The sequence below is a fragment of the Stenotrophomonas sp. FW305-3-2-15-E-LB1 genome (assembly GCF_058787375.1).
On record NZ_JBYSZR010000011.1, the window covers coordinates 119689 to 141630 of the forward strand.

22 protein-coding genes are annotated in these 21942 nt (G+C 69.1%); 14 read left to right on the top strand and 8 right to left on the bottom strand.

From position 1 onward, the window contains the following. Positions 1-98: 98 nt before the first annotated feature. The 5 genes from AC3WL7_RS10640 (at position 99) to AC3WL7_RS10660 (ending at position 5564) form a co-directional block, all read left to right on the top strand. On the top strand, positions 99-701 hold the full coding sequence (locus AC3WL7_RS10640; protein ID WP_108760283.1) for an ECF-type sigma factor: 603 nt from the start codon (positions 99-101) through the stop codon (positions 699-701). Then, complete coding sequence (locus AC3WL7_RS10645; protein ID WP_492750225.1) at positions 698-3385, top strand: protein kinase domain-containing protein; 2688 nt, start codon at positions 698-700, stop codon at positions 3383-3385. Before AC3WL7_RS10640 ends, AC3WL7_RS10645 begins: the two co-directional genes overlap by 4 nt. 70 nt (positions 3386-3455) lie before the next feature. Beyond that, the gene (locus AC3WL7_RS10650; protein ID WP_079220866.1) at positions 3456-3674 is read left to right on the top strand and encodes a hypothetical protein; all 219 of its coding nucleotides are present in this window, start codon (positions 3456-3458) and stop codon (positions 3672-3674) included. A gap of 85 nt (positions 3675-3759) precedes the next feature. Further along, positions 3760-4638: an SDR family NAD(P)-dependent oxidoreductase gene (locus tag AC3WL7_RS10655; protein WP_492750226.1), complete on the top strand. Its 879-nt coding sequence runs from the start codon at positions 3760-3762 to the stop codon at positions 4636-4638. A 38-nt stretch (positions 4639-4676) separates the two neighbouring features. Further along, positions 4677-5564 (top strand): LysR family transcriptional regulator, encoded by an 888-nt coding sequence (locus tag AC3WL7_RS10660; protein ID WP_492750227.1) that lies wholly within the window; start codon positions 4677-4679, stop codon positions 5562-5564. A gap of 434 nt (positions 5565-5998) precedes the next feature. On the opposite strand, the gene AC3WL7_RS10665 is transcribed toward AC3WL7_RS10660, so the two are convergent. The 3 genes from AC3WL7_RS10665 to AC3WL7_RS10675 all read right to left on the bottom strand — a co-directional run bounded on the left by AC3WL7_RS10665 (position 5999) and on the right by AC3WL7_RS10675 (position 7663). Then, complete coding sequence (locus AC3WL7_RS10665) at positions 5999-6838, bottom strand: hypothetical protein (RefSeq protein ID WP_492750228.1); 840 nt, start codon at positions 6836-6838, stop codon at positions 5999-6001. A gap of 32 nt (positions 6839-6870) precedes the next feature. After that, the gene (locus tag AC3WL7_RS10670) at positions 6871-7002 is read right to left on the bottom strand and encodes a hypothetical protein (protein ID WP_265349646.1); all 132 of its coding nucleotides are present in this window, start codon (positions 7000-7002) and stop codon (positions 6871-6873) included. A 256-nt stretch (positions 7003-7258) separates the two neighbouring features. Beyond that, entirely contained in the window at positions 7259-7663 is a 405-nt protein-coding gene (locus tag AC3WL7_RS10675) for a GFA family protein (RefSeq protein WP_492750229.1), read from the bottom strand. Positions 7664-7769: 106 nt separating this feature from the next. Here AC3WL7_RS10675 and AC3WL7_RS10680 point away from each other — a divergent pair, with 106 nt between their 5' ends. Further along, positions 7770-8813 carry an Lnb N-terminal periplasmic domain-containing protein gene (locus tag AC3WL7_RS10680; RefSeq protein WP_492750230.1) on the top strand — a complete coding sequence of 348 codons (1044 nt, stop codon included), beginning with the start codon at positions 7770-7772 and terminating at the stop codon, positions 8811-8813. Then, positions 8810-10828: an esterase/lipase family protein gene (locus AC3WL7_RS10685; protein WP_492750231.1), complete on the top strand. Its 2019-nt coding sequence runs from the start codon at positions 8810-8812 to the stop codon at positions 10826-10828. The genes AC3WL7_RS10680 and AC3WL7_RS10685 overlap by 4 nt, the downstream gene beginning before the upstream one ends. A gap of 36 nt (positions 10829-10864) precedes the next feature. On the opposite strand, the gene AC3WL7_RS10690 is transcribed toward AC3WL7_RS10685, so the two are convergent. Further along, complete coding sequence (locus tag AC3WL7_RS10690) at positions 10865-12286, bottom strand: MFS transporter (protein WP_492750232.1); 1422 nt, start codon at positions 12284-12286, stop codon at positions 10865-10867. A 29-nt stretch (positions 12287-12315) separates the two neighbouring features. Between AC3WL7_RS10690 and soxR the strand changes: the two genes are divergently transcribed. Further along, a complete protein-coding gene (gene soxR / locus AC3WL7_RS10695) occupies positions 12316-12750 on the top strand; it encodes a redox-sensitive transcriptional activator SoxR (protein WP_079220874.1) in 435 nt (144 codons plus the stop codon). Positions 12751-12796: 46 nt separating this feature from the next. On the opposite strand, the gene AC3WL7_RS10700 is transcribed toward soxR, so the two are convergent. Next, positions 12797-13399 carry a short chain dehydrogenase gene (locus tag AC3WL7_RS10700; protein ID WP_079220875.1) on the bottom strand — a complete coding sequence of 201 codons (603 nt, stop codon included), beginning with the start codon at positions 13397-13399 and terminating at the stop codon, positions 12797-12799. Positions 13400-13495: 96 nt separating this feature from the next. Between AC3WL7_RS10700 and AC3WL7_RS10705 the strand changes: the two genes are divergently transcribed. Beyond that, complete coding sequence (locus tag AC3WL7_RS10705) at positions 13496-14368, top strand: LysR family transcriptional regulator (protein WP_492750233.1); 873 nt, start codon at positions 13496-13498, stop codon at positions 14366-14368. A 160-nt stretch (positions 14369-14528) separates the two neighbouring features. Here AC3WL7_RS10705 and proC read toward each other — a convergent pair whose 3' ends face one another. Then, entirely contained in the window at positions 14529-15350 is an 822-nt protein-coding gene (proC, locus tag AC3WL7_RS10710) for a pyrroline-5-carboxylate reductase (protein ID WP_108746089.1), read from the bottom strand. Between the two features lie 15 nt (positions 15351-15365). Then, positions 15366-16043: a YggS family pyridoxal phosphate-dependent enzyme gene (locus AC3WL7_RS10715; protein ID WP_492750234.1), complete on the bottom strand. Its 678-nt coding sequence runs from the start codon at positions 16041-16043 to the stop codon at positions 15366-15368. 87 nt (positions 16044-16130) lie between these two features. Between AC3WL7_RS10715 and AC3WL7_RS10720 the strand changes: the two genes are divergently transcribed. The 4 genes from AC3WL7_RS10720 (at position 16131) to AC3WL7_RS10735 (ending at position 20258) form a co-directional block, all read left to right on the top strand. After that, positions 16131-17168 (top strand): type IV pilus twitching motility protein PilT, encoded by a 1038-nt coding sequence (locus AC3WL7_RS10720; protein WP_004147099.1) that lies wholly within the window; start codon positions 16131-16133, stop codon positions 17166-17168. 96 nt (positions 17169-17264) lie between these two features. Continuing rightward, positions 17265-18416, top strand: a complete 1152-nt coding sequence (locus AC3WL7_RS10725) for a PilT/PilU family type 4a pilus ATPase (protein WP_079220879.1) — start codon at positions 17265-17267, stop codon at positions 18414-18416. Between the two features lie 66 nt (positions 18417-18482). Next, on the top strand, positions 18483-19163 hold the full coding sequence (locus tag AC3WL7_RS10730) for a hypothetical protein (protein ID WP_492750235.1): 681 nt from the start codon (positions 18483-18485) through the stop codon (positions 19161-19163). A 111-nt stretch (positions 19164-19274) separates the two neighbouring features. After that, positions 19275-20258 (top strand): aldo/keto reductase, encoded by a 984-nt coding sequence (locus AC3WL7_RS10735; protein WP_200733277.1) that lies wholly within the window; start codon positions 19275-19277, stop codon positions 20256-20258. A gap of 125 nt (positions 20259-20383) precedes the next feature. On the opposite strand, the gene AC3WL7_RS10740 is transcribed toward AC3WL7_RS10735, so the two are convergent. Beyond that, positions 20384-21280 carry a LysR family transcriptional regulator gene (locus AC3WL7_RS10740; RefSeq protein ID WP_492750236.1) on the bottom strand — a complete coding sequence of 299 codons (897 nt, stop codon included), beginning with the start codon at positions 21278-21280 and terminating at the stop codon, positions 20384-20386. 223 nt (positions 21281-21503) lie between these two features. On the opposite strand from AC3WL7_RS10740, the gene AC3WL7_RS10745 reads away from it, so the two are divergent. Next, positions 21504-21716 (top strand): DUF4287 domain-containing protein, encoded by a 213-nt coding sequence (locus tag AC3WL7_RS10745; protein ID WP_283220706.1) that lies wholly within the window; start codon positions 21504-21506, stop codon positions 21714-21716. Positions 21717-21942: the final 226 nt, after the last annotated feature.

The following is a 21942-nucleotide window of genomic DNA, read 5'->3' on the forward strand; positions in this document are numbered from 1 at the left end:
GCAAGCCTCGTGGCACGCTGTGTGCCGACCTGCGATGTCGCCTGGCACCTGCCATGGGCAATAATGCGGTCTCTGCCTGAGCATGGATCGCGATGTAGATGACGGCCTCCGGATCGCCCGCTGACGATGGCGCCACCACGCTGCTGCGGCGCTGGAGCACGGGCAACGATCTGTCCGCGCGCGACCGCCTGCTGCAGATGCTGTACGCGCAACTGCGCGGCATGGCGGCAGTCCGGCTGAGTGGCGATGCGCCCGGCCTGCTGCAGCCCACCATGCTGGTGAACGAGGCGCTGATGCGCATGCTCGATCCCGGCACGGCCTACAACGATCGCGTGCACTTCCTGGCCCTGGCCGCATTGAAGATGCGCAGCGTGATGGTCGACCACGCACGTGCGATGGGCGCGGCCAAGCGTGGCGGCGATCAGCTGCATCTCACCCTGGGCCACGCCGATCGCGAAGGCGTGGAGGACCAGGACGCCGTGGACGTGCTGGCGCTGGATGCGGCGCTGTTGGCCTTGGCCGATGTGGATGCGCGCGCCAGTTCCACGGTCGAGTGGATGTACTTCGGCGGCATGCGCCGCGAGGAAATCGCCGCGGCACAGGGCGTGTCGGTGCCGACCGTCGATCGCGACCTGCGCTTCGCCAAGGCCTGGCTCAAGCGCCACCTCGGTGGCACGCCTGCGGGGGATGCCGGCACATGAGCAGCGCGGTGGACTGGGGCGCGGTGCGCGCGCTGTTCGATTCGGTCTGCGAACTGCCCGAGCCGCAGTGGGAGCGTGAGCTGCATGCATTGACCGGCGACGCAACGCTGGTGCACGAGACGCTGGCCCTGCTGCGTGCACAGACCCAGGCGCTGGGCGGCATGCAGCGTTCGATCGATACGGTGCTCGCTTCGCTGGATGTAGGCGATACCCAGGTGGGGCAGCTGATCGGGCCATGGAGGCTGGTGCGCCTGCTCGCGGCCGGCGGCATGGGCCGGGTGTTCCTGGCCGAGCGCGCCGACCAGCTGTACCGCCGCCAGGTGGCGATCAAGGTGATGCGGCGCAGCTTCGATCCCGCGCTGGCGCAGCGGCTGCAGGCCGAAAGCCAGATCCTGGCCGACCTGCAGCATCCCAACATCGCCCGCCTGTATGACGTCGGCCGTGCGGCTGCCGACCAGCCCTACCTGGTGATGGAATTCATCGACGGGCAGCGCCTGGACGAAGCCTGCCGCGCGCCGGACATCACCCTGGCACGGGTGCTGGGCCTGTTCTGCAAGGTCTGCCGCGCGGTGCAGGCTGCGCATGCGCAGGGCGTGATCCACTGCGACATCAAGCCGGCCAACGTGCTGGTGCGCAGCGATGACGAACCGGTGCTGCTGGATTTCGGCATCTCGCGGCTGATGGATGACGGCAGCAGCGAGGCCGGTGCCTACGCCACGCCGCGCTATACCAGCCCGGAGCGGCGCTCGGGGCGCCCGGCGGCGGTGGCCGATGACATCTACAGCCTCGGGGTGATGCTCGACGAACTGCTGGCGCTGGGTGGGCCGGCGGTGCGCCTGCACGCCGACCTGATGGCCGTGGCCGCCCGTGCACGCGCACCCGTTGCCGCCGGTCGTTACGCATCGGTGGATGCGCTGGCCGAGGACGTGGTCCGGTTCCAGCAGCATCGTCCGGTGCGCGCGCGGCGGCCCAGCCGCTTGCAGCGCGCACGGCTGTTCCTGCGCCGGCAGTGGCGCGCCTCGGCGGTGGCGGCCTGTGCGCTGCTGGTGGCGGTGGGCTTCGTGCAGCGCATCGGCGATGCGCGGGCACGCGCGGAAGAAAACGCGGCGGCCGCGTCCAGCATCGCCGACGTGCTGGTGGCGGCATTCGATTCGGCCGAGCCGGGCATCCGCGGCGACCGCCCGATGACCGCGCGGGAGGTACTCGATCTCGGCGCGTTGCGGATCGAGCAGGATCTGTCCGCCTCGCCGCTGGTACGCGCGCGCCTGCAGGCCGCGCTCGGCCGCGCCTACCGCAACCTGGGGCAGCCGCGCGAAGCCGGCGCGCTGCTGCAGGGCGCCGTGCAGGGCCTGCGCGAGGCCGGTGCACCGGCGCACGAGATTGCTGCGGTGGAAGCCGCACGGGCCCTGCTGCAGGTGGAGGACGGCCAGCAGGATGCCGCCCTGCAAGGGGCACGCCGCGGGCTGGCGTTGCTGGAACAGGATGACGACGTTGGCGTGCGCATCGACCTGCTCAATGCGATGGGGCGTGCCCACGCCAGCCGCGAGCACTTCGATGAGGCCAACACGGCCTATGCCGAAGCTCTGGCCCTGGCCCGCAGTGGCACGGGCGCGGCGTTCGATGCGGGCCGGATGACCACGCTGTCCAACCTGGGCACGCTGTACCGGTCGCAGGGCAGGTTGCCACTGTCCGAGGAGACGTTGCGCGAAGCGGCGGCCATCGGTGGCGATGCCTCGCCCCTGCACGGGCCGGCGCGCCTGCGCGTGCTGCGCTCGCTGGTCTACACGCTGCTGGCACAGGGGCGTGCCGACGAGGCGATGCGGCTGGCCGAGCAGACCTTCGCCATCACCCGCCAGTTGTTCGGCATCGACAGCAGCTATACGGCCGCGGCCGAAGCCGCATTGGCCGGCCAGTATCTCGATCTTGGCCGCTATGGCGAATCGCAGCAGCACTTCGATGCGGCCATCGCCACCAGCGCGCGGGTGGATGGGGCAGACAGCCTGGCGTACGCCGGCATGGTGTACGGCCGGGCGATCATGGAGGAGGCGCGCGGCGACCTCGCCCTGGCCGAGCAGGGCTACCGGCAGACGCTGGCCCTGCACCAGCGCCTGCTGGGCACGCAGCACCCGCGCAGCCTGGACGTGCAGATGGTACTGGCGCGCCTGCTGATGCGTGCGGACCGTACCGCCGAAGCCGAGCCGTTGCTGCGCGAAGTGGGCGTGGTGTGGCGGCGTACCCTGGAGGCGGATTCCCAGCAGCTGGTAACACTGGAACTGGTGGAACTGGAGTGGCTGACCCGTGCCGGCCGCATCGCCCAGGCGCGGGAAGCGCTGGCCGCATTCGATCGGCAGCATCCTGCGCCGGTGCCGAGCCTGGCGCTGCGCCAGCAGATGCAGTCCGCGCTGTTGGCCCAGCGGAGTGGTGCCGGTGATGCCGCCGCGCGCTGGGCGACCGTCGTGGCCACCTTCGAGAGCTTCTACGGTGCCGACTCCACCGCCACGGCGAAGTGGCGCATTCCGTACGCGGAAAGCCTGCTGCAGTCCGGCAACGCGGCATCGGCCGCGGCCCAGCTGCAGCGCGCCCGCCCGCAGCTGGTCGGGCTGTCGCCGCATTCGGAGTTCCTGCTGCGCGCGGCGGCCCTGGACGCGCAGCTGGCCGACGCACAGGTTGCCCGGGCGCGATAGGTTCCGCGCGGTTTCTCCGGTTGTTCCATGACAGGCATCCGCACTGCATGGACAACAGGGGAAACGCAACATGCGCAATGATCGACTGGCCCAGCGCCCGGAGAAAACCAACCGCGGGCTGCTGCACCGCTTTGCCAAGGCCTACGGCAAGGCGCGCGAGTGGCACTGCTCGCGCCTGCGCGCATCGGTGGTCGGGCTGCGGTTTGCGGTGTGGGGGGACAGCGGGCGCTTCACCTCGCATGGCGGCTGGCGCGTGTCGCGCATCAGCCGCAGCGATTCGGAAGCCTGAGCCCGTGGTTGATACGCAACGGCTATCGTGCGCGTGGACAATCGGTATTGGCCGCAGCGCGGGCGCATCGCCCATGCTGCGGCGGATGAAACCTTCCCTCGTATCCTTTGAAGGCCAGGTCGGCCTGGTGACCGGCGCGGCCGGCGGTCTTGGCCTGGCGTACAGCCGCCTGTTGGCACAGCGTGGCGCGCATGTGGTGATGCATGACGTGGGTGCCGGCCTCGACGGCCGCGGCAGCGATCCCGGCCGCATCGGCGACGCCGTGGCCGCCCTGCAGGCACAGGGCCTGTCGGTGGAGGCGGCCTCCGGTGCGATCAATGCGCGCGTGTGCTGCCACGCGCTGGTGCGCGAACTGCTGCAACGGCATGGCCGCATCGATTTCATCGTGCACAACGCCGGCTGGGTCGCGTACGAACTGCTTGAGGCGGTGGATGACGATGCGCTGGAGCAGATGCTTCGGCTGGCCGCCAAGACGCCACTGTGGCTGGCCCAGGCCGCCTGGCCGGCGATGCGCGAGGCTGGGGGTGGCCGCATCGTGGTGACCACCTCCGACCGCGCGCTGTACCCGCAATACGCGCAGAAAGGCCTGGCGGGCTACGCGATGGCGAAGATGGCCGCGCTGGGGCTGGTCAACGTGCTGGCACTGGAGGGCGCCGAGCACGGCATCGTGGTCAACGCCGTTTCGCCGGTGGCCAAGACCCGCATGTGGGGCATCGACGGCGAGCCCGACGAGCTGCATCCCGATGCGGTCGCCAGCGGCGTGGCCTTCCTGGCATCGACGCGGTGCCACGAAGGGGGCTGGGTGCTGCGTGCCAGCAACGGCCAGTTCCATGCCCTGCGCCTGCAGGAAGCCGAACATGTGGGCTACCCGCGCGACCTGCGCGCGGTGGCGGCCGACAGCATCGAAGCGGTGGCCCTGCAGTGGCCGGTGATCGCACGGCCGAGTGTCGACGCACGCGGCTGAGCGCGTACCCTAGGCAGCCCCCCGCTGCCCGTGCCGAGATGATCGATCTGCGCCTGCTCCGCCAGTTCGTGGCGGTGGCCGAAGAACTGCATTTCCATCGCGCCGCCGCGCGCCTGCACATGTCGCAGCCACCGCTGACGGCGGCGATGCGGCGGCTGGAGGAGGAAGTGGGCACGCGCCTGATCGTGCGCGGCAACCGCACGCTGGGGCTGACCGCCGCCGGGCAGACCCTGCTGGTGGAAGCCCGTGCCACGCTGCAGCAGGCCGGGCAGGCGCTGCAGCGCACCCGTGAAGCGGCGGCCGGGCAGATCGGCAGCCTGCGCGTAGGGTACGTCGGCAGCGCCCTGTACGGTCGCCTGCCGAGCCTGATCCGGCAGTTCCGCCAGGCGTTTCCGCAGGTGCAGCTGCACCTGCATGAGGCCACCTCGCGGCAACAGCAGCAGTGGCTGCGCGAAGAGCGCATCGACCTGGGCGTGCTGATCCCACCCATTCCGTCCACCGAGCTGGCGCTGCAGGGGTTCGACCAGGATCGCCTGGCCATCGCCCTGCCGCGCATGCACCCCCTGGCGGCGTGCCCGGCGCTTACCGTGGCGATGCTGGCCGAGCAACCGTTCGTGTCCTGGCCGGCGGGCGAGGGCATTGGCTTCCACGCCCAGGTGCTGGGCCTGTGCACCACGGCCGGCTTCACCCCGCGCGTGGTGCAGGAGGCGCAGGGCATGCACGCGGTGCTGTCGCTGGTGGCGGTGGATGCGGGCGTGGCGATCGTGCCGGCCAGCATGGCCAGCTTCCGTCCGCAGGAAGTGGTGTACCGCGTGATCGATGGCGCCGAGGCGGGCTTCGAGCTGCAGTTCTGCACGCGGCCGGGCGTGGCTGGGCCGGTGCTGCAGCACTTCCTGGCACTGGCCGCCCAGCAGGATCTGTCGTGATCGACATTGCGGCGTGTCTCTGCCGCGCCGGTGGTGCCTGAAATACCAGTTGCAGCACGTTGCGACGCCGGCGCACGGGCACCGCAGAACAAGGGTTTTAGCGCGCTGCGTTGGCGATCCGCACATTCCTGAGGGGTGGCTGCGGGTAACCCCTACAGCCAGCGTCGGCACGCGCCGTCAGCATCCCTTCGCCGGCCTTCGTGGCTGGCTGGGATTGGCGTCCCAAAAAACTCTGGCGCGTGTCCGGAAGCTGTCCAGGGAGGACGGCTTCCGGACGGCGCGGCCCGCTGGTCCGTGGCGGGTGATGCGTGGGGATCATCCCGATCCGCCGGTCCGCTCCAGAGTCTTCCGGTACGCCAACCCGCATCGCCCGCCGCCCATCCACGCCGCAGCGTGGGTGTGAGCGCTGCAGCTCTGCGCAGGCGGAGCGCACCTCATCTGGGGAGTGGCGGCGGGCGGTGCATTCTTCGCAGGCCTGGACTAGGGCAGCAGCTCACGCGCCATGCGGAAGATATCGGTGACCGCGTACAGGCCGCTGTGCCGGGCAAGGTGCGCGTTGTCCGGCCCCTGCGCGATGCCGCTGGCCAACAGGCGGAACTGGTGGGCAGGGTCGGGCTGGTACTGCAGCCATACAGCGCATGCCGGTCCACGTACGCCCGGCCGTCGTTCAGCCGTTCGCCACGGGCGATGACGCCCTGCAGGTGTTCCCATGCCAGCGGCGTGTCCTGCACGATGTCGTAGAACTCCACGATGGGCGCGCCCTGGCTGACCTCCAGTACGTGGAAGGCATGGTGGCGGTCGCCCACCTGCATGCCGACCACGTCACCGGCGCGCCACGCGGTGTGCGCTTTCGCATGCGAGGGGCGGCGTGCCGGCATCAACGCGGGGCTGCGCAGCAGGGTTTCGATGTCCGCACTGCGGCGATGGAAGGTGTCATTCAATGCCACGGCGGCATTCAAGGCGGCGATCGCCGCAACCGCTGCGTCGGTCAGTTCCGCATCGGCGAAGCCCTGGCGATGCAGGCACACCGCCAGCGCCAGCGCGGTCTTGTGGACATACAGCGGCGCGACCTCGGCCGGGTCGGCCTGCAGGATGCAGTTCCAGCGCAGCAGTACGTTCCCCAGCACCTCTGCACCGATCTGCGCAGGTTCGCGCTCGGCGGCTTCAGGGGGGAGTCGCGCCCAGAGCGCGCAGCGCTTGACGTCGCCGTCGATGGCCTCGACCAGCCCGGCGGCGGCAACCAGCTTCAGTACGTCCAGGTGTTTGATTGCCATGTGCGCAGCTGCTTCCAATACGGCTGCCCAGTCTATCGAGCACGGAACAGGTGTTCGACCAGGTAATCGATGAACACCCGCAGCCGCGCGCTGGGCAGCTGCTGCTGGGGCGCAGCGAGGCGTTGCACGAAACCAGTGCGGAACGCGCGTGAGTCGCCCGGCATGTCATCGTCGTGTCGTCAGGGACTCACGCGGTCCATGCCGCCGCAGGGCTAGAGTCGATCATCCCCGTCCCCCACGGAGATCCGCCATGTGGCTGCTTGATCATCTCTGGCCCAGCCGCCGTCCGCTGCCGCCGCCGATGGCCGTCGACCCGCCGCCGCCGCCGCGCAGGCCTTGGCTGAAACGTCCCGTACGGGCAGGGCGCAGCGGCATGGCACCGTGGCAGAAGGTGACCCCGGCCATGCGCCGCACGCGCCACTAGGCGGTCTGGTCGGCCGGGTGGTTGACCCCGTCGTTGACGGGGATGATGCCCAGCGCGAAGGGATCGATGCCTTCCAGGCAGGCCACGTTGTAGCCGTACTGGTCCGGGTTGGAGCGGCGCCGGTGATGGGTGTAGATGCCGCAGACACCGCAGAAGTAATGCTCGGCCACGTGGGTGTTGAACTGGTACAGGCGCAGGTGGTCCTGGCCGCGCACCACCTGCAGCCCCTCGCGGGTGACGCTGGCGGCGATGGCGCCACGGCGCCGGCACATCGAGCAGTCGCAGCGGCGCGGGTCGACGATGCCGTCGGGCAGGTCCAGCAGCAGCTCGACCGTGCCGCAATGGCAGGTGGCGCGGTGCCGGGGCTGTACCGCAACACCGGCTACAGAGGTGATTCCCATCGCTGTTCCCGAAGGTGGTGACCCGGCCAGTATGCGCTGCCCCGGCGGCCGGCGCCCGTTGCTGAATGGGCCGGTGATGCCAGCGTCAGCTCGCTTGTGGCTAACTATGCCGCCCCCCGAACGCGACAGGATGCCCGTGAGAGCCGCAGGACGTTGGATGACAGGATGTGCCATGGCGCTGCTGGCGCTGTGGATGGCCGGCTTGTTTGCCTACCAGCTGCCCGGGCCGGGCTGGCTGTCGGCGGGCGTGGCCGGGCTGTGGCTGCTGGCGGCGCTGTGGACCAGCTGGACAGTGGCGCGCGGTATGCAGACCCGCCGCGGGAGCTGCTTCTACGTGGCGTCGGTGGTGCTGGCCGGCCTGTGGTGGCTGCTGCTGACCCCGCGCCAGGACCGCGACTGGGCCGATGATGTGGCGCAGCGCCTGCACGTGGCGTCCTTCGATGGCCGCCACGTGGTGCTGGACAATGTGCGCGACTTCACCTGGCGCAGCGAGACCGACTACGACGCGCGCTGGGTGCGCCGCGAGTACGACCTGGACCAGTTGCGCTCGGCCGATCTGGTGCTGTCCTACTGGATGGGCCCGGCCATCGCCCACACGCTGGTCTCGTTCGGTTTCGACGATGGCCGCCACCTGGTGTTCTCGCTGGAGATCCGCAAGGAGCGCGGCGAATCGTTCTCGGCGCTGGGAGGCTTCTTCCGCCGTTTCGAGATGACCCTGGTGGCCTCGGAAGAGACCGACATCCTGCGCACGCGCACCAATGCGCGGGGCGAGGATGTCTACCTGTACCGCCTGCACGGACTGGACCGCGGCCAGCTGAAGGCGCTGTTCGCCGCCTACCTCGATGAGGCCAGGCAGCTGGATGCCGCGCCGGCCTTCTACAACACGGCCACCAGCAACTGCACCACGATCGTCTTCGACCTGGCCCGGCACATCGCCCCGGGCCTGCCGCTGGACTACCGCCTGCTGCTGTCCGGCTACCTGGCCGAGTACGCACAGGATGTCGGTGCGCTGGCGCCCGGTGTGCCGTATGCCGAACTGCAGGCCAAGGGCCGCATCACCGGCCGCGCGCTGCAGATGGCGCCGGGCGAAAACTTCTCCGCCGTGATCCGTCGCGGTATTCCCGGCACCGGGCAGGATCCGCAGCCATGACCTTCGTTTTCCCGATCCGCTGGCAGCGCGTGCTGCCGGCGCTGCTGGCGGTGTGCGTCCTGCTGGCAGGCAGCGGCTGTGCCATGGTCACGGTCAAGCAGGTGGCCTCCAGCGATTCCCTGGTGAACAAGCGCGCCGACGTGCTCAACACCGGCAAGCTCAGCCCGGCCTCGCGCGAGACGCTCAGCGCTGCCGGCCTGGATGAATCGCAGTGCGAGAAGGACTTCCTGGTCTGCCGCAGCACGCTGCTGATGACCGACGACCTCAATGTCGAGCAGCGGCTGTCGACGCTGTCCGAACTCTGGGTCAAGGCCGCACTGGCGCTGACCCCGAAGAAGCACGCCGCCGGCGAGCCGCCGATGAGCGATGCCGCGCTCGACGCGTGGCTGGAGGCGGCGCGTTACGGCTACGCCTACCTGTTCTTCAGCGGTCGCTCGCCCTCCGACCGCGCGTTCGAAGACCGGCAGACGCAGGTGCGCGACTACTACAACTACGCGGCGGAAAAGGCTGCGGTGGTGCTGTTCGCGCGTGCGCGTGCGGCGGCGCTGGCGGGCGAGGATTACACCCGGCCGATGTCTGCCGGCAGTTGGACGTTGGCGGCCAACTACCAGCAGCTGGCGCTGAAGAGCATCCCGTCGCAGCTGGTGCCGGCCGGTACGGTCAGCTTCGTCGGCCTGCGCAGCACCTACCGCCGTGATGGCTTCGGTGCCGAGCTGGTGATGGTGATGGACCCGCCGAAGCTGGTGGTGCCGGTGGTGGCAGCCGATGGCCCCAAGGCCGAACCCGCGGCGGACGACGATGACGCGGCACGCGGCCGCCGCCATCGGCATGACGACGACGTGCCCGAGTTCAGCGAGATGTCCTCGATCAACGTCACCGCGCTGCTGCGCTTTGAAGGTGACAGCCTGGACGATGTGATGCGCACGCGGCGGGTCGAACTGGATGCCTATTCGCCGGAAGCCACCGAACGCATCACCCTGCACGGCGAGCAGGTGCCGCTGGCCGGCAACTTCACCGCGGCCTACGGCCTGTGGCTGGCGCAGAGCGGGTTCGCCACGCAGTCGCTGCGCACGCTGTTCGGCCTGAGCGAAGGCATCGGCGAACCGCACATCTACCTGATGCAGCCGTGGGACCCGAACCGCCGCATCATCTTCATGCTGCACGGCCTGGCCAGCAGCCCGGAAGCCTGGGTGAACCTGGCCAACGAGATCATGGGCGACCCCGAGCTGCGCCGGCAGTTCCAGGTGTGGCAGGTCTATTACCCCACCAACGCGCCCATCGCCTTGAACCGCTACGAGATCGCCACTGCCTTCAACGATACGTTGAAGCACTTCGATCCCAACGGCAGCACGCGTGCGTCGAAGGACATGGTCTACATCGGCCACAGCATGGGCGGCGTGCTGGCGCGGCTGCTGGTGAGCGATTCGGGTGATGTGCTGTGGAACGACCTGCTGGCCAACTACGACCTGAAAGGGGAGCGCCTGAAACGCGTGCAGAGCAAGCTGGGGCCGCTGCTGCACTTCAAGGCGCAGCCGGAGGTGGAGCGCGCGATCTTCATCGCCGCCCCGCACCAGGGCACCGATATCGCCGGCAACAAGGTCGGCCGCCTGATCGGGCGGCTGGTGCGCCTGCCGCTGACCATCCTGGGCAAGTTCGAGGATGTGTTCCTGGCGCTGGCGCAGGCCGAGCAGCAGGTCGATGGCACCGCCAAACCGAAGATCCCCAACAGCATCGACAACCTCAAGGCCAGCGACCCGTTCGTGAAGGCGGCCGCGCAGCTGCCGATCAAACCGGGCCTGAAGTACCACTCGATCATCGCCCAGCGCAAACCGGAACTGCCGCTGGAGAAATCCGACGATGGCCTGGTGCCGTACTGGAGCGCGCACCTGCCGGGCGCGCAGTCGGAGAAGGTGATCATCTCCGGCCACAGCGTGCAGGAAAGCCCGCAGGCGGTGCTGGAAGTGCGGCGCATCCTGCACCGTGACATCGACGAGGCGGGGGCCGCTACCCGGTAGTGCCGGCCGCTGGCCGGCAACCTGCATGCGGCGGCCTCACACCCGCCGCGCCACCACGGTGGCCAGCACGGCCAGGCCCACGGTGATGGCCAGGCACAGCACATAGCCGGTATGCGGCGCGGTTTCCACAAACAACGCGAACAGCGCACCGGACAGCGCCAGCGCGGTGGCCACGCACAGCGCTTCGCTCAGCTGCAGGGCCGAACTGTTGCGGCCCTGTTCCTGCGGCGCGGACAGCGACAGCGTCAGCACCGACAGACTGGCGTAGATCATGCCCATGCCGAAACCGGTGATGGTCCAGCCGAGCAGCGCGACCGGCAGCGGCACCACGTTGAACAGCACCGCCAGGGTGGCCGTGATGCCGAGGGTCATCAGCACCGTGCCTACGCGCAGCAGCTGCTGCCTCGACCAGCCGCGCTGCTGGTGGCCCTGCAGCCAGGAGCCGCTGAACCAGCCCAGCGCGCCCAGGCTGAGCACGGCGCCGGCCCAGCTCGGCGACAGGCCACGTTCGCGCTGCAGCAGCAGCGGCAGGTAGGCTTCGCAGGCGAAGAACGCGGCGGCCGCCACGCCACGCAGTGCAATCACGCTGGGCAGCCCGCGGCGCAGGCGCAGCGTGCCCGGCGGCAACAGGCGGTGCCCGCACAGCAGCAGGCCGGCCACGGCCACGGCCATGCAGGCCAGCGCCGGCACGCCCTGCTGCTGCCCACCGAAGTACAGCAGCAGCGCCGCCAGCGATGCACCGGCGGCCCAGCGCACGACGTCGCCGCCATCGTCCCCGTCGCGGGTTTCGACGGGGGGCTGCCGGGCCAGCGCCGGGCGCAGCATCAGCGCCGCCGGTATCGCCAGCAGGGGCACGACCAGGAACACCCAGCGCCACCCCAGGTGCTGCACGATCATGCCGCTGAGCGCCGGTCCCACCATCGACGGCACGACCCAGCCGGCCGAGAACGCGGCGAACACCTTCGGCCGCAGCGCCTCGGGGTAGTTGCGTCCCACCATCACGTACAGCGCCACCGAAATCGCGCCGCTGCCCAGGCCCTGCAGCAGCCGCCCGGCCACCAGCATGCCCATGCGCGTGGCCAGGCCGGCCAGCAGCAGGCCCAGCACGAAGCAGGCGAGACCCCACCACAGCGGTCGCGCCGGGCCGCTGCGGTCGGTCCAGCGCCCGGCCACGGTCATGCCCACCACGCTGGTGGCCAGGGTTCCGCCGAAGGCCAGTGCGTACAGGCGCAGGCCATTCAGGGCCTCGGCCACGGTGGGCATCGCCGCGGCCACGGCCAACGCTTCGAAGGCGAGCAGGGCGACCAGCACGACCATGCCGATGGTGGTGCCGCGGTGGGCGGGCGAGAGGATGGAGTCGGGCGCGGCGGTGGCCGTCGCCGGAGCGGTGGAGGGGGGGGTCATGCGGAGACGGGTACTCGGGCCGCGCTTGTCATCCGGCGGCGAAGTACGCAGCATGACACCTGAACCATGGTTGAGGTCAAGCGATGCAGGAACAGGAACTGAGCGTGGGTGACGTGGCCCGCCGCAGCGGCGTCGCGGTATCGGCGCTGCACTTCTACGAGCGCAAGGGCCTGATCAGCAGCCTGCGCACGGCGGGCAACCAGCGCCGCTATGCACGCGACGTGCTGCGGCGGCTGGCGGTGATCCGCGTGGCGCAGCGGGTCGGCATGCCGCTGGAAGCGGTGGCACGCGCGTTCGAGACCCTGCCGCAGGGCCGCGCACCGACCAAGGCCGACTGGGCGCGGCTGTCCGCGCGCTGGCAGCAGGAACTGGAAGAACGCATCCACATGCTGCAGCTGCTGCGCGATGAACTGACCGGCTGCATCGGCTGTGGTTGCCTGTCGCTGAAACGCTGCCGCCTGGCCAACCCCGACGACGTGCTTGGCGAGCGCGGCGACGGCCCCATGCGCTGGGGCTGAGCCGCGCCCGGTAGCGCCGGGCCATGCCCGGCGCCGGTTGCAGCAGTTACCAGACGGTGAGGGTTTCGCCGCTCTGGATGCCTTCCACGGCGCGCTGGAAGGCCAGTGCCGCGCGCTGCGCTGGCACGGCTTCAAAGCCGGGGAAATAAGGGCCGTAGGAATCCAGCGATTCGGCCAGCACGTTCGGGCTGACCGCGTTGATGCGCAGGCCGCGCGGCAGCAGTTCCAGCGCTGCGGCGCGCACGAAACCTTCCAGCGCCTGGTTGACCGCCGTGGCATTGACGCCGTCGCGGATCGGCTGCGCGCTGATGATGCCGGTGGTGAGGGTGATCGACCCGCCCGGATTGAGGTGATGCTGCGCCGCCAGCGCCAGCCGCACCTGGCCGAGCAGCTTGTCCTGCAGGCCACTGTTGAACTGCGCGGCGGTCATCGTCTGCAGCGGGCCGAAATGCACGTTGCCGGTGGTGGAGATCACCGCATCGACCGGGCCGGTCTGCGCGAACAGCGCCGAGACGCTGGCGTCGTCGGCCAGGTCCACGCGCAGCGCACCGCTGCGGCGGCCGGCGGCGAGGATCTCGTGGTGCTGGCCAAGGTGGCGGGCGACCGCCTGGCCGAGGGTGCCGCTGGCACCGACAAGCAGGATCTTCATGGTGGCGTCCTCAAGGGGAAGGGCTCCAGTCTGCGCCGCCGGTTGCGGGTTTGGTAAGCGGCGTATGATTCGCACATTCCTAACCCGGGGTTAGCAATGGATACGTTGCGCTGCATGCAGGCCTTCGTGGCCGTGGCCGAGCACGGCAGCTTCGCGGCCGCTGCCGTGCAGCTGCAGGTGTCGGCGGTGATGGTCGGCAAATACATCCAGCAGCTGGAGGCACACCTGGGCACTGCGCTGCTGCAGCGGAACACCCGCCACCAGCGCCTGACCGAAGCGGGCACGGCCTATCTGGCCGGCTGCCGCCAGGTACTGGAACAGGTGCAGCAGGCCGAGGCCGACGTCGCCGGGCTGCAACGGCAGCCGCAGGGCCTGCTGCGCATCAGCGCGCCCACCACCTGGGGCAGCTGCGTACTGGCGCCGTTGCTGTCGGGGCTGTTGCGCGCGCAGCCGCTGCTCAACATCGAGCTGGACCTGAGCAACCGCCGCGTGGACCTGATCGAGGATGGCTTCGATGCGGCGATCCGGGTCGGGCCGCTGCCGTCGCAGGAACTGGTGGCGCGCCCGCTGCCGCCGTATGCGATGAGCCTGTGCGCATCACCGGCCTACCTGCGCCGGCGCGGCACGCCGCGCACGCCGGCCGACCTGGCCGGACATGACTGCCTGAGCCACCTGGCGTGGCGTGGCGGCCATGGCTGGCAGCTGGCCAATGGCGAACAGGTGGACTGGGAGGCGCGGCTGTCCAGCAACGATGGTTATGCGCTGCGCGAAGCGGCGGTGGCCGGGGCCGGCCTGATCCTGCAGCCGACCGCGCTGCTGGCCGCAGACATCGCAGCCGGGCGCCTGAAGCCGCTGTTGCGCGATTACGTGCCGGCGCCGCGGCCGATGCACCTGATCTACCTGCCGGACCGGCGCCCGCGCCCGCGGCTGCAGTGTTTCGTGGAGTACGTGCTGCAGCACGTTGGGTAGAACGATGCCATGCGTCGATGCCGGCGTGTCGGTGCACCGGGAAGGCTCCATCCACGCACAGCGTGGATCTACTGGCCGGTGGACCGAGGCCACACTGGCGCGTTGACGATGCGGTGCGGTAGGTGCCGACCGTTGGTCGGCACGACATCACAGATCGCGGTCAATCATTCGCCGCCGACAACTCCCGCCCGCGCTGCTGCGCCGCGCGCAGGGCCTTGGCCACCAGGGCCTCGAAACCATCGGCCTGGAAACTCTCGATCGCGGCCTGGGTGGTGCCGTTGGGCGAGGTCACCCGGCGCCGCAGTTCGGCTGGGCTTTCACCGGCTTCGTCCAGCATGCGCGAGGCACCCAGCAGGGTCTGCACCGTCAGCGCGCGGGCCGCATCAGCCGGCAGGCCCTGCGCAATGCCGGCCGCTTCCATCGCTTCGGCCAGCAGGAACACATAGGCCGGGCCGCTGCCGGACACGGCCGTGACCGAATCCATCAGCGCTTCGTCCTCGATCCACACCGTGCGCCCGGCGCTGGCCAGCACGCGTTCGGCCTGCGCATGCTGCTGCGCATCCACGGCAGGCGTGGCGTACAGGCCGGTCACCCCGGCGCCCAGCAGGGCAGGGGTGTTGGGCATCGCGCGCACCACCGGCAGCGCACCGCCCAGCCAGCGTTGCAGCTGCGCGCTGGTGATGCCTGCAGCGATCGACACCACCAGCGGCGCCTGCGCCTGGGCCAGCGCCTGCAGCGATTGGCAGACCTCGCGCAGCACCTGCGGCTTCACCGCCAGCAGCCAGGTCTGGCCCTGGGCAGCGGCATCGGCGGCGTTGTCGTGGGTCTGCACGCCGAAATCGGCGGCCAGGGCCTCGCGCAGCACGGCCACCGGCTCGGCCACGTGGATCTGTGCCGGTGGCACGCCCTGGCGGACCAGTCCGGCAATGAGGCTGCGGGCCATGTTGCCGCCGCCGATGAAGGTGATCGATTCAACTGTCATGCGGGATTCCTTGGTTCAGGCCGGGCGCGGACGCGCACCGAACAGGGCGGTGCCGATGCGCACCAGGGTGGCACCTTCGGCAATGGCCTCGGCGTAATCGCTGCTCATGCCCATCGACAGGGTGTCCACCTGCGGATGGCGCGCGGCCAGCGTCTGGAAAAGGGCATGCATGCGCACGAAGGCATCGCGGCGGCGCTCGGCCTCCGGCCACGGCGCCGGAATGGCCATCAGCCCGCGCAGGCACAGCGCAGGCTCGGCGCTGATGGCCGCGGCCAGTGCGTCCACGTCCTGCGGTGCGCAGCCGTGCTTGCTGTCTTCATCGTCGATGTTGACCTGGATGAGCACGTTCAGCGGCCCGCGGCCGGCCGGGCGGTACCGGGCCAGGGCGCTTACCAGCTTGGGCCGGTCCACGCTCTGTACCCAGTCGAAATGGCTGGCCACGGCTTCGGCCTTGTTCGACTGCAGGTGGCCGATCAGGTGCCATTCCAGTCCCAGCGCCTGCAGCGCCTGCATCTTGGCCAGGGCTTCCTGTACGTAGTTTTCGCCGAAGGCGCGCTGGCCCTGCGCAGCCAGGGCCGCCACGGCCTCGGCCGGCTGGGTCTTGGAAACCGCCAGCAGGCGCGGCGGTGGCCGCCCGGCGGCCTCGGCGGCGTTGTGCAGATTGCTCAGGATCTCGGGCAGGGCAGTGGCCACGTAACGCGTTCCAGTGTGACAGGAGGCTATACTGCCGCCAGGGGAAAGATCCTTCCAGTCGAAGCCGTTATTGGGGAGTAGCCGCTCATGGATATCGCCGAGCTGTTGGCGTTTTCCGTAAAGAACAAAGCGTCCGACCTGCACCTGTCTGCAGGCCTGCCGCCGATGATCCGCGTGGACGGCGATGTTCGCCGGATCAACATCCCGGCCCTGGACCACAAGCAGGTCCATGCGCTGGTGTACGACATCATGTCCGACAAGCAGCGGCGCGATTACGAGGAATTCCTCGAAGTCGACTTCTCCTTCGAGATCCCGTCGCTGGCGCGCTTCCGTGTCAACGCCTTCAACCAGAACCGCGGTGCCGGTGCGGTGTTCCGTACCATTCCCTCCGAGGTGCTGACCCTGGAGGACCTGGCCTGCCCGCCGCTGTTCCGCGAGGTGATCCAGCAGCCGCAGGGCCTGATCCTGGTGACCGGCCCGACCGGTTCGGGCAAGTCGACCACGCTGGCAGCGATGATCGACTACATCAACAAGAACGAATACGGCCACATCCTCACCGTCGAGGATCCGATCGAATTCGTGCACACCTCGCAGAAGTGCCTGATCAACCAGCGCGAAGTGCACCGCGATACGCACGGCTTCAACGAAGCACTGCGCTCGGCGCTGCGTGAGGATCCGGACATCATCCTGGTGGGCGAACTGCGTGACCTGGAAACCATCCGCCTGGCGCTGACCGCCGCGGAAACCGGCCACCTGGTGTTCGGCACCCTGCATACCAGTTCGGCGGCCAAGACCATCGACCGCATCATCGACGTGTTCCCCGCCGGCGAAAAGCCGATGGTGCGCTCGATGCTGTCCGAATCGCTGCGCGCGGTCATTTCGCAGGCGCTGCTGAAGAAGGTGGGCGGCGGCCGTACGGCGGCGTGGGAAATCATGGTCGGCACCCCGGCCATCCGCAACCTGATCCGCGAGGACAAGGTCGCGCAGATGTACTCGGCCATCCAGACCGGCCAGCAGTACGGAATGATGACCCTGGACCAGCACCTGCAGGACCTGGTCAAGCGCAGCCTGATCACCCGCAACCAGGCGCGCGAGTACGCCAAGGACAAGCGTCTGTTCGAGTAAGGCGAGGCAACGGTGGGGCGGTGCGCATCCATGCCGCCGTCCCGCGATGTCCTGTCCACCGACCGATCTCTGGCACATGCCCATTGGGAGCCCGCCATGAACAGCACCGCCAGTACCGCCAGCACCATCGATTTCACCTCCTTCCTCAAGCTGATGGCGCACCAGCGCGCCTCGGACCTGTTCATCACCGCGGGCATGCCGCCGGCGATCAAGGTCAACGGCAAGATCTCGCCGATCACGCAGACGCCGCTGACCCCGCAGCAGAGCCGCGACCTGGTCCTCAACGTGATGACCCCGGCGCAGCGCGAGGAATTCGAGAAGACGCACGAGTGCAACTTCGCCATCGGCCTGGCCGGTGTCGGCCGTTTCCGCGTGAGCTGCTTCTACCAGCGCAACCAGGTGGGCATGGTGCTGCGTCGCATCGAGACGCGCATCCCGACCGTGGAAGAGCTGAGCCTGCCGCCGATCATCAAGACGCTGGCGATGACCAAGCGCGGCATCATCCTCTTCGTCGGTGCCACCGGTACCGGCAAGTCGACCTCGCTGGCCGCGATGATCGGTTACCGCAACCAGAACTCGACCGGCCACATCATCACCATCGAAGACCCGATCGAGTTCGTGCACAAGCACGAGGGCTGCATCATCACCCAGCGCGAAGTCGGCATCGATACCGACAGCTGGGAAGCCGCCCTGAAGAACACCCTGCGCCAGGCGCCGGACGTGATCATGATCGGCGAGGTGCGTACCCGCGAGGGCATGGACCACGCCATCGCCTTCGCTGAAACCGGCCACCTGGTGCTGTGCACGCTGCACGCCAACAACGCCAACCAGGCGATGGACCGCATCATCAACTTCTTCCCGGAAGACCGCCGCAACCAGCTGCTGATGGATCTGTCGCTGAACCTCAAGGGCGTGGTCGCGCAGCAGCTGATTCCTTCGCCCGATGGGCGCTCGCGCAAGGTGGCGATGGAAATCCTGCTGGGCACGCCGCTGGTGCAGGATTACATCCGCGAAGGCGAGATCCACAAGCTCAAGGAGCTGATGAAGGAGTCCGTGCAGCTGGGCATGAAGACCTTCGACCAGAGCCTGTTCGAGCTGTACCAGGCCGGTGAGATCAGCTACGAGGACGCGCTGCGTTACGCCGATTCGCAGAACGAAGTGCGCCTGCGCATCAAGCTCAGCCAGGGCGGCGATGCGCGCACCCTGTCGCAGGGCCTGGATGGCGTGGAGATTTCCGAGGTCCGTTGAGTGCTGGGCGCCTGCGGGCGCCCTCTGCTTCGGGATGACCGCCATGAACCGGCCAGGGAGGCCTGCATGCGTGTGACGACGAGCGTGGTGCTGGCAATCGTGGTGCTGCAGGCCGGGTGTGCCCGCACGTCCGGGCCCGCCGCGCCAGCCGCGGCCGAAAGCTGCGGCGATCCGCTGGCGCACGCCTGGTACCTGCTGCCTCCGCCTGCACAGGCGCAAAGCCGCGACCCGCTGCCGTTCCGTGATTTCACCGGGTTTGCGAGGGCGACCTACGCTGTCCATCTGCGGGATCTGCCGGGCCTGCCTGAGCCGTCCTTCCGCTGTGGCCACGTTCCGGTCCAGGCCTATCGTTTCGTCTGGTCGCCCTCCTTCTTCCCGGGCGTGGTGATACGCGCGCAGCGCGATGCCGCCGGCCAGGCGTGGATTGTCGGCCGCAGTGCGCGCGCGTGGGAGATTCCCGGATCCTCGCCCGGGCAGCCCTCCAGCATCATCAACGGTTGGACGTGCCCTCCGCCACGCGCGTTGAGTGCGCAGGAATGGAAGACCGTCACCGCCGCGTTCGCGCGCCTGCAGGGCGAAGATTCGAGCGCAGGGCTGGATGGCTCAACGTGGACGTTCGAGTCCGTGGTGGACGATGAGCAGCGCTGGTTCGCGCGGTGGGTGCCGCAGGATGTGGCGTTCCGCACCGCCGGCAGGATGATGGCCGAACTGGCCGGATGCACCGACGCCCTGCAGGCCATGGAGTGACCGGCACGAGGGTGGATTGATGAAATCCAGTCATGACCGACTGCCATCCAGGTCGTTCAATCCAGCGGGGGGAGGGGCGTATCGTCGTCGTTCCCCCTCTGGAGCATGACGATGCAGACACGTGAACTCGGCCGCAGCGGCCTGAAGGTTTCCGCCCTTGGCCTGGGCTGCATGGGCCTGAGCCACAGCTATGGCCCGCCGGTCGAGCAGCGCCAGGGCATCGCCCTGCTGCACGCCGCGGTCGAACGCGGCGTGACGTTCTTCGATACCGCCGAGGTCTATGGCCCGTACACCAATGAAGCACTGGTCGGCGAGGCGCTGGTGCCGTACCGCGACAAGCTGGTGATCGCCACCAAATTCGGTTTCAAGGACGCCCGCACCGATACCGGCCTGGACAGCCGCCCGGAAAACATCCGCGCAGTGGCCGAGGCCAGCCTCAAGCGCCTGCGCACCGACCACATCGACCTGTTCTACCAGCACCGCGTGGACCCGAACGTGCCGATCGAGGATGTGGCCGGCACCGTGCGTGACCTGATCGCCGAAGGCAAGGTCGGCCACTTCGGCCTGTCCGAGGCCAGTGCCGCGACGGTGCGCCGCGCGCATGCGGTGCAGCCGGTGGCCGCAGTGCAGAGCGAGTACTCGCTGTGGTGGCGCGAGCCGGAACGCGAACTGCTGCCCACCCTGCAAGAACTGGGCATCGGCTTCGTGCCGTTCAGCCCGCTCGGCCGCGGTTTCCTCACCGGCACCATCACCGCCGATACCACCTTCAGCGACAACGATTTCCGCAACAGCGTGCCGCGCTTCGAGGTGGAAGCCCGCCGCGCCAACCAGGCGCTGGTGGATCGCATCGGCACCATTGCCGCGGCCCGTGGCGCCACCCCGGCGCAGGTGGCACTGGCCTGGCTGCTGGCGCAGGCACCGTGGATCGTGCCGATTCCGGGCACCACCAAGGTGCACCGCCTGGAGGAAAACCTGGCCGCGACCGAGCTGGTGCTGTCGGCCGACGAACTGCAGCGCATTGCCCAGGTGCTGGAAGAGGTATCGATTGTCGGCGAGCGCTACAACGCGCAGCGTGCCGCACAGGCCAAGGGCTGATCTGCCCTTTGTGGGTGCGGACCGTTGGTGGTGGGTGCGGACTGTTTGAGGTGGGTGCGGAGTGTTGGTGGTGGGTGCGGACTGTTGGTGGTGGGTGCGGACCGTTGGTCCGCACTCCTCAACCCTCACCCCATCGGCCCGCGCAGTGCATCCAGCACCGTGCGCATCGCCACGCTGACATGGCGGCGCGAGGGGTAATACGCGTAGTAGCCATCAAACGTCGGGCACCAGTCATCCAGCACCGACTGCAACCGCCCCTGTTCCAGCAGGGCCAGCACCTGGTCTTCGGGCAGCCAGGCCAGGCCGCTGCCGGCCAGCGCGGCTTCGCGGGTCATGCCCATGGTGTTGAAGGTCCACTGGCCGCTGACGCGCACGCTGAGCTCATTGCCATCCTGGCCGAAATCCCACGGCATCAGCCCGCCGTGGGTGGGCAGGCGCAGGGTGATGCAGTTGTGCGCGGCCAGCTCCTGCGGGTGGCGGGGCATGGCTTGCTGGCGGAAGTAGCTGGGCGCGCCGACCACGCGCATGCGCAGCGGCGGGCTGATCGGCACCGCGACCATGTCCAGGGCCAGGCGTTCACCGAGGCGGATGCCGATGTCATAGCGCTCGGCAACGATGTCGGCCAGCGCGTAATCGGCGGTCAGTTCGACATTCAGGTCGGGGTACTGCTGCAGCAGCGGCGCCAGCCGTGGCCAGGCCAGGTACTCGGCGGCGTGGCCGGTGGCGTTGATGCGGATGGTGCCGGCGGGGCGTTCGCGGTACTCGGCCAGGGCAGCCAGTTCGTTCTCGATCTCGGCCAGGCGCGGGGCGAGGGTATCGAGCAGGCGGGCGCCGGCTTCGGTGGTGGAGACGCTGCGGGTGGTGCGGGTCAGCAGGCGCACGCCGAGGCGCTCCTCCAGGCCCCGCATGGCATGGCTGAGGGCCGACTGCGAGACGCCGAGCTGGGCGGCGGCCTTGGTGAAGCTGCCCTGGCGGGCAACGTGGACGAAGGCCTGCAGGTCGTTGAGGTTTTCGCGGGGCATGGGGGGATGATACGGCCGGGCCGCGCCCGGCACCTGCGGTAGTGCCGGCCGCTGGCCGGCAACCTGCAAATCAACGCCAAAAGCTGTCGATCGGCGCGATGGCGGGGTGGGTCGCTGCTGTTGGTGGGTGCCGACCGTTGGTCGGCACGAGGTCGGATGTGTGGGGATGTCGATTTCCACGTCTGTGGTTCGTCGAATGAATGACTTTCAACGGGAGCTGCACATGAGCACTGACACCAAGCCGAAAGGCCCGGCCTCGTACTTTCCCTCCATCGAGAAGACCTACGGCCAGCCGGTGGCGCACTGGCTGGGTCTGCTGGCGAAGAAGCCGGGCCTGAAGCACATGGAACTGGTCAGCTACCTGAAGAGCGAACACGGCCTGGGCCACGGCCACGCCAATGCCCTGGTCGCCCACCACCTCAACGCCCAGCGCTGACCCATAGCGTCACCGAGCGAAGCGACCCGCTTCTGCTCCTGCTCTTCTTTTTCTTTTACGTGGCTGGACGCCCACGGAACCTGTCAGAGGCCGGGCGGGGTGGGGGCGCGGGGGTGTCCGCGGCATGGATGCCGCGGCCAAGCCCCCAAGGTGAAGTGACCCCCTAAAGTTGGACAGGTGGGGGGCTAGGCGACCAGCGCGACCTGCTCCCGGTACTTTACCGGGC

What these genes read in the sequence shown, in the direction of transcription:
- AC3WL7_RS10640 (WP_108760283.1), top strand. Translation starts at nt 99, where the DNA reads ATGACGGCCTCCGGATCGCCCGCTGACGATGGCGCCACCACGCTGCTG.
- AC3WL7_RS10645 (WP_492750225.1), top strand. Translation starts at nt 698, where the DNA reads ATGAGCAGCGCGGTGGACTGGGGCGCGGTGCGCGCGCTGTTCGATTCG.
- AC3WL7_RS10650 (WP_079220866.1), top strand. Translation starts at nt 3,456, where the DNA reads ATGCGCAATGATCGACTGGCCCAGCGCCCGGAGAAAACCAACCGCGGG.
- AC3WL7_RS10655 (WP_492750226.1), top strand. Translation starts at nt 3,760, where the DNA reads ATGAAACCTTCCCTCGTATCCTTTGAAGGCCAGGTCGGCCTGGTGACC.
- AC3WL7_RS10660 (WP_492750227.1), top strand. Translation starts at nt 4,677, where the DNA reads ATGATCGATCTGCGCCTGCTCCGCCAGTTCGTGGCGGTGGCCGAAGAA.
- AC3WL7_RS10665 (WP_492750228.1), bottom strand. Translation starts at nt 6,838, where the DNA reads ATGGCAATCAAACACCTGGACGTACTGAAGCTGGTTGCCGCCGCCGGG.
- AC3WL7_RS10670 (WP_265349646.1), bottom strand. Translation starts at nt 7,002, where the DNA reads ATGCCGGGCGACTCACGCGCGTTCCGCACTGGTTTCGTGCAACGCCTC.
- AC3WL7_RS10675 (WP_492750229.1), bottom strand. Translation starts at nt 7,663, where the DNA reads ATGGGAATCACCTCTGTAGCCGGTGTTGCGGTACAGCCCCGGCACCGC.
- AC3WL7_RS10680 (WP_492750230.1), top strand. Translation starts at nt 7,770, where the DNA reads ATGCCGCCCCCCGAACGCGACAGGATGCCCGTGAGAGCCGCAGGACGT.
- AC3WL7_RS10685 (WP_492750231.1), top strand. Translation starts at nt 8,810, where the DNA reads ATGACCTTCGTTTTCCCGATCCGCTGGCAGCGCGTGCTGCCGGCGCTG.
- AC3WL7_RS10690 (WP_492750232.1), bottom strand. Translation starts at nt 12,286, where the DNA reads ATGCTGCGTACTTCGCCGCCGGATGACAAGCGCGGCCCGAGTACCCGT.
- soxR (WP_079220874.1), top strand. Translation starts at nt 12,316, where the DNA reads ATGCAGGAACAGGAACTGAGCGTGGGTGACGTGGCCCGCCGCAGCGGC.
- AC3WL7_RS10700 (WP_079220875.1), bottom strand. Translation starts at nt 13,399, where the DNA reads ATGAAGATCCTGCTTGTCGGTGCCAGCGGCACCCTCGGCCAGGCGGTC.
- AC3WL7_RS10705 (WP_492750233.1), top strand. Translation starts at nt 13,496, where the DNA reads ATGGATACGTTGCGCTGCATGCAGGCCTTCGTGGCCGTGGCCGAGCAC.
- proC (WP_108746089.1), bottom strand. Translation starts at nt 15,350, where the DNA reads ATGACAGTTGAATCGATCACCTTCATCGGCGGCGGCAACATGGCCCGC.
- AC3WL7_RS10720 (WP_004147099.1), top strand. Translation starts at nt 16,131, where the DNA reads ATGGATATCGCCGAGCTGTTGGCGTTTTCCGTAAAGAACAAAGCGTCC.
- AC3WL7_RS10725 (WP_079220879.1), top strand. Translation starts at nt 17,265, where the DNA reads ATGAACAGCACCGCCAGTACCGCCAGCACCATCGATTTCACCTCCTTC.
- AC3WL7_RS10730 (WP_492750235.1), top strand. Translation starts at nt 18,483, where the DNA reads ATGCGTGTGACGACGAGCGTGGTGCTGGCAATCGTGGTGCTGCAGGCC.
- AC3WL7_RS10735 (WP_200733277.1), top strand. Translation starts at nt 19,275, where the DNA reads ATGCAGACACGTGAACTCGGCCGCAGCGGCCTGAAGGTTTCCGCCCTT.
- AC3WL7_RS10740 (WP_492750236.1), bottom strand. Translation starts at nt 21,280, where the DNA reads ATGCCCCGCGAAAACCTCAACGACCTGCAGGCCTTCGTCCACGTTGCC.
- AC3WL7_RS10745 (WP_283220706.1), top strand. Translation starts at nt 21,504, where the DNA reads ATGAGCACTGACACCAAGCCGAAAGGCCCGGCCTCGTACTTTCCCTCC.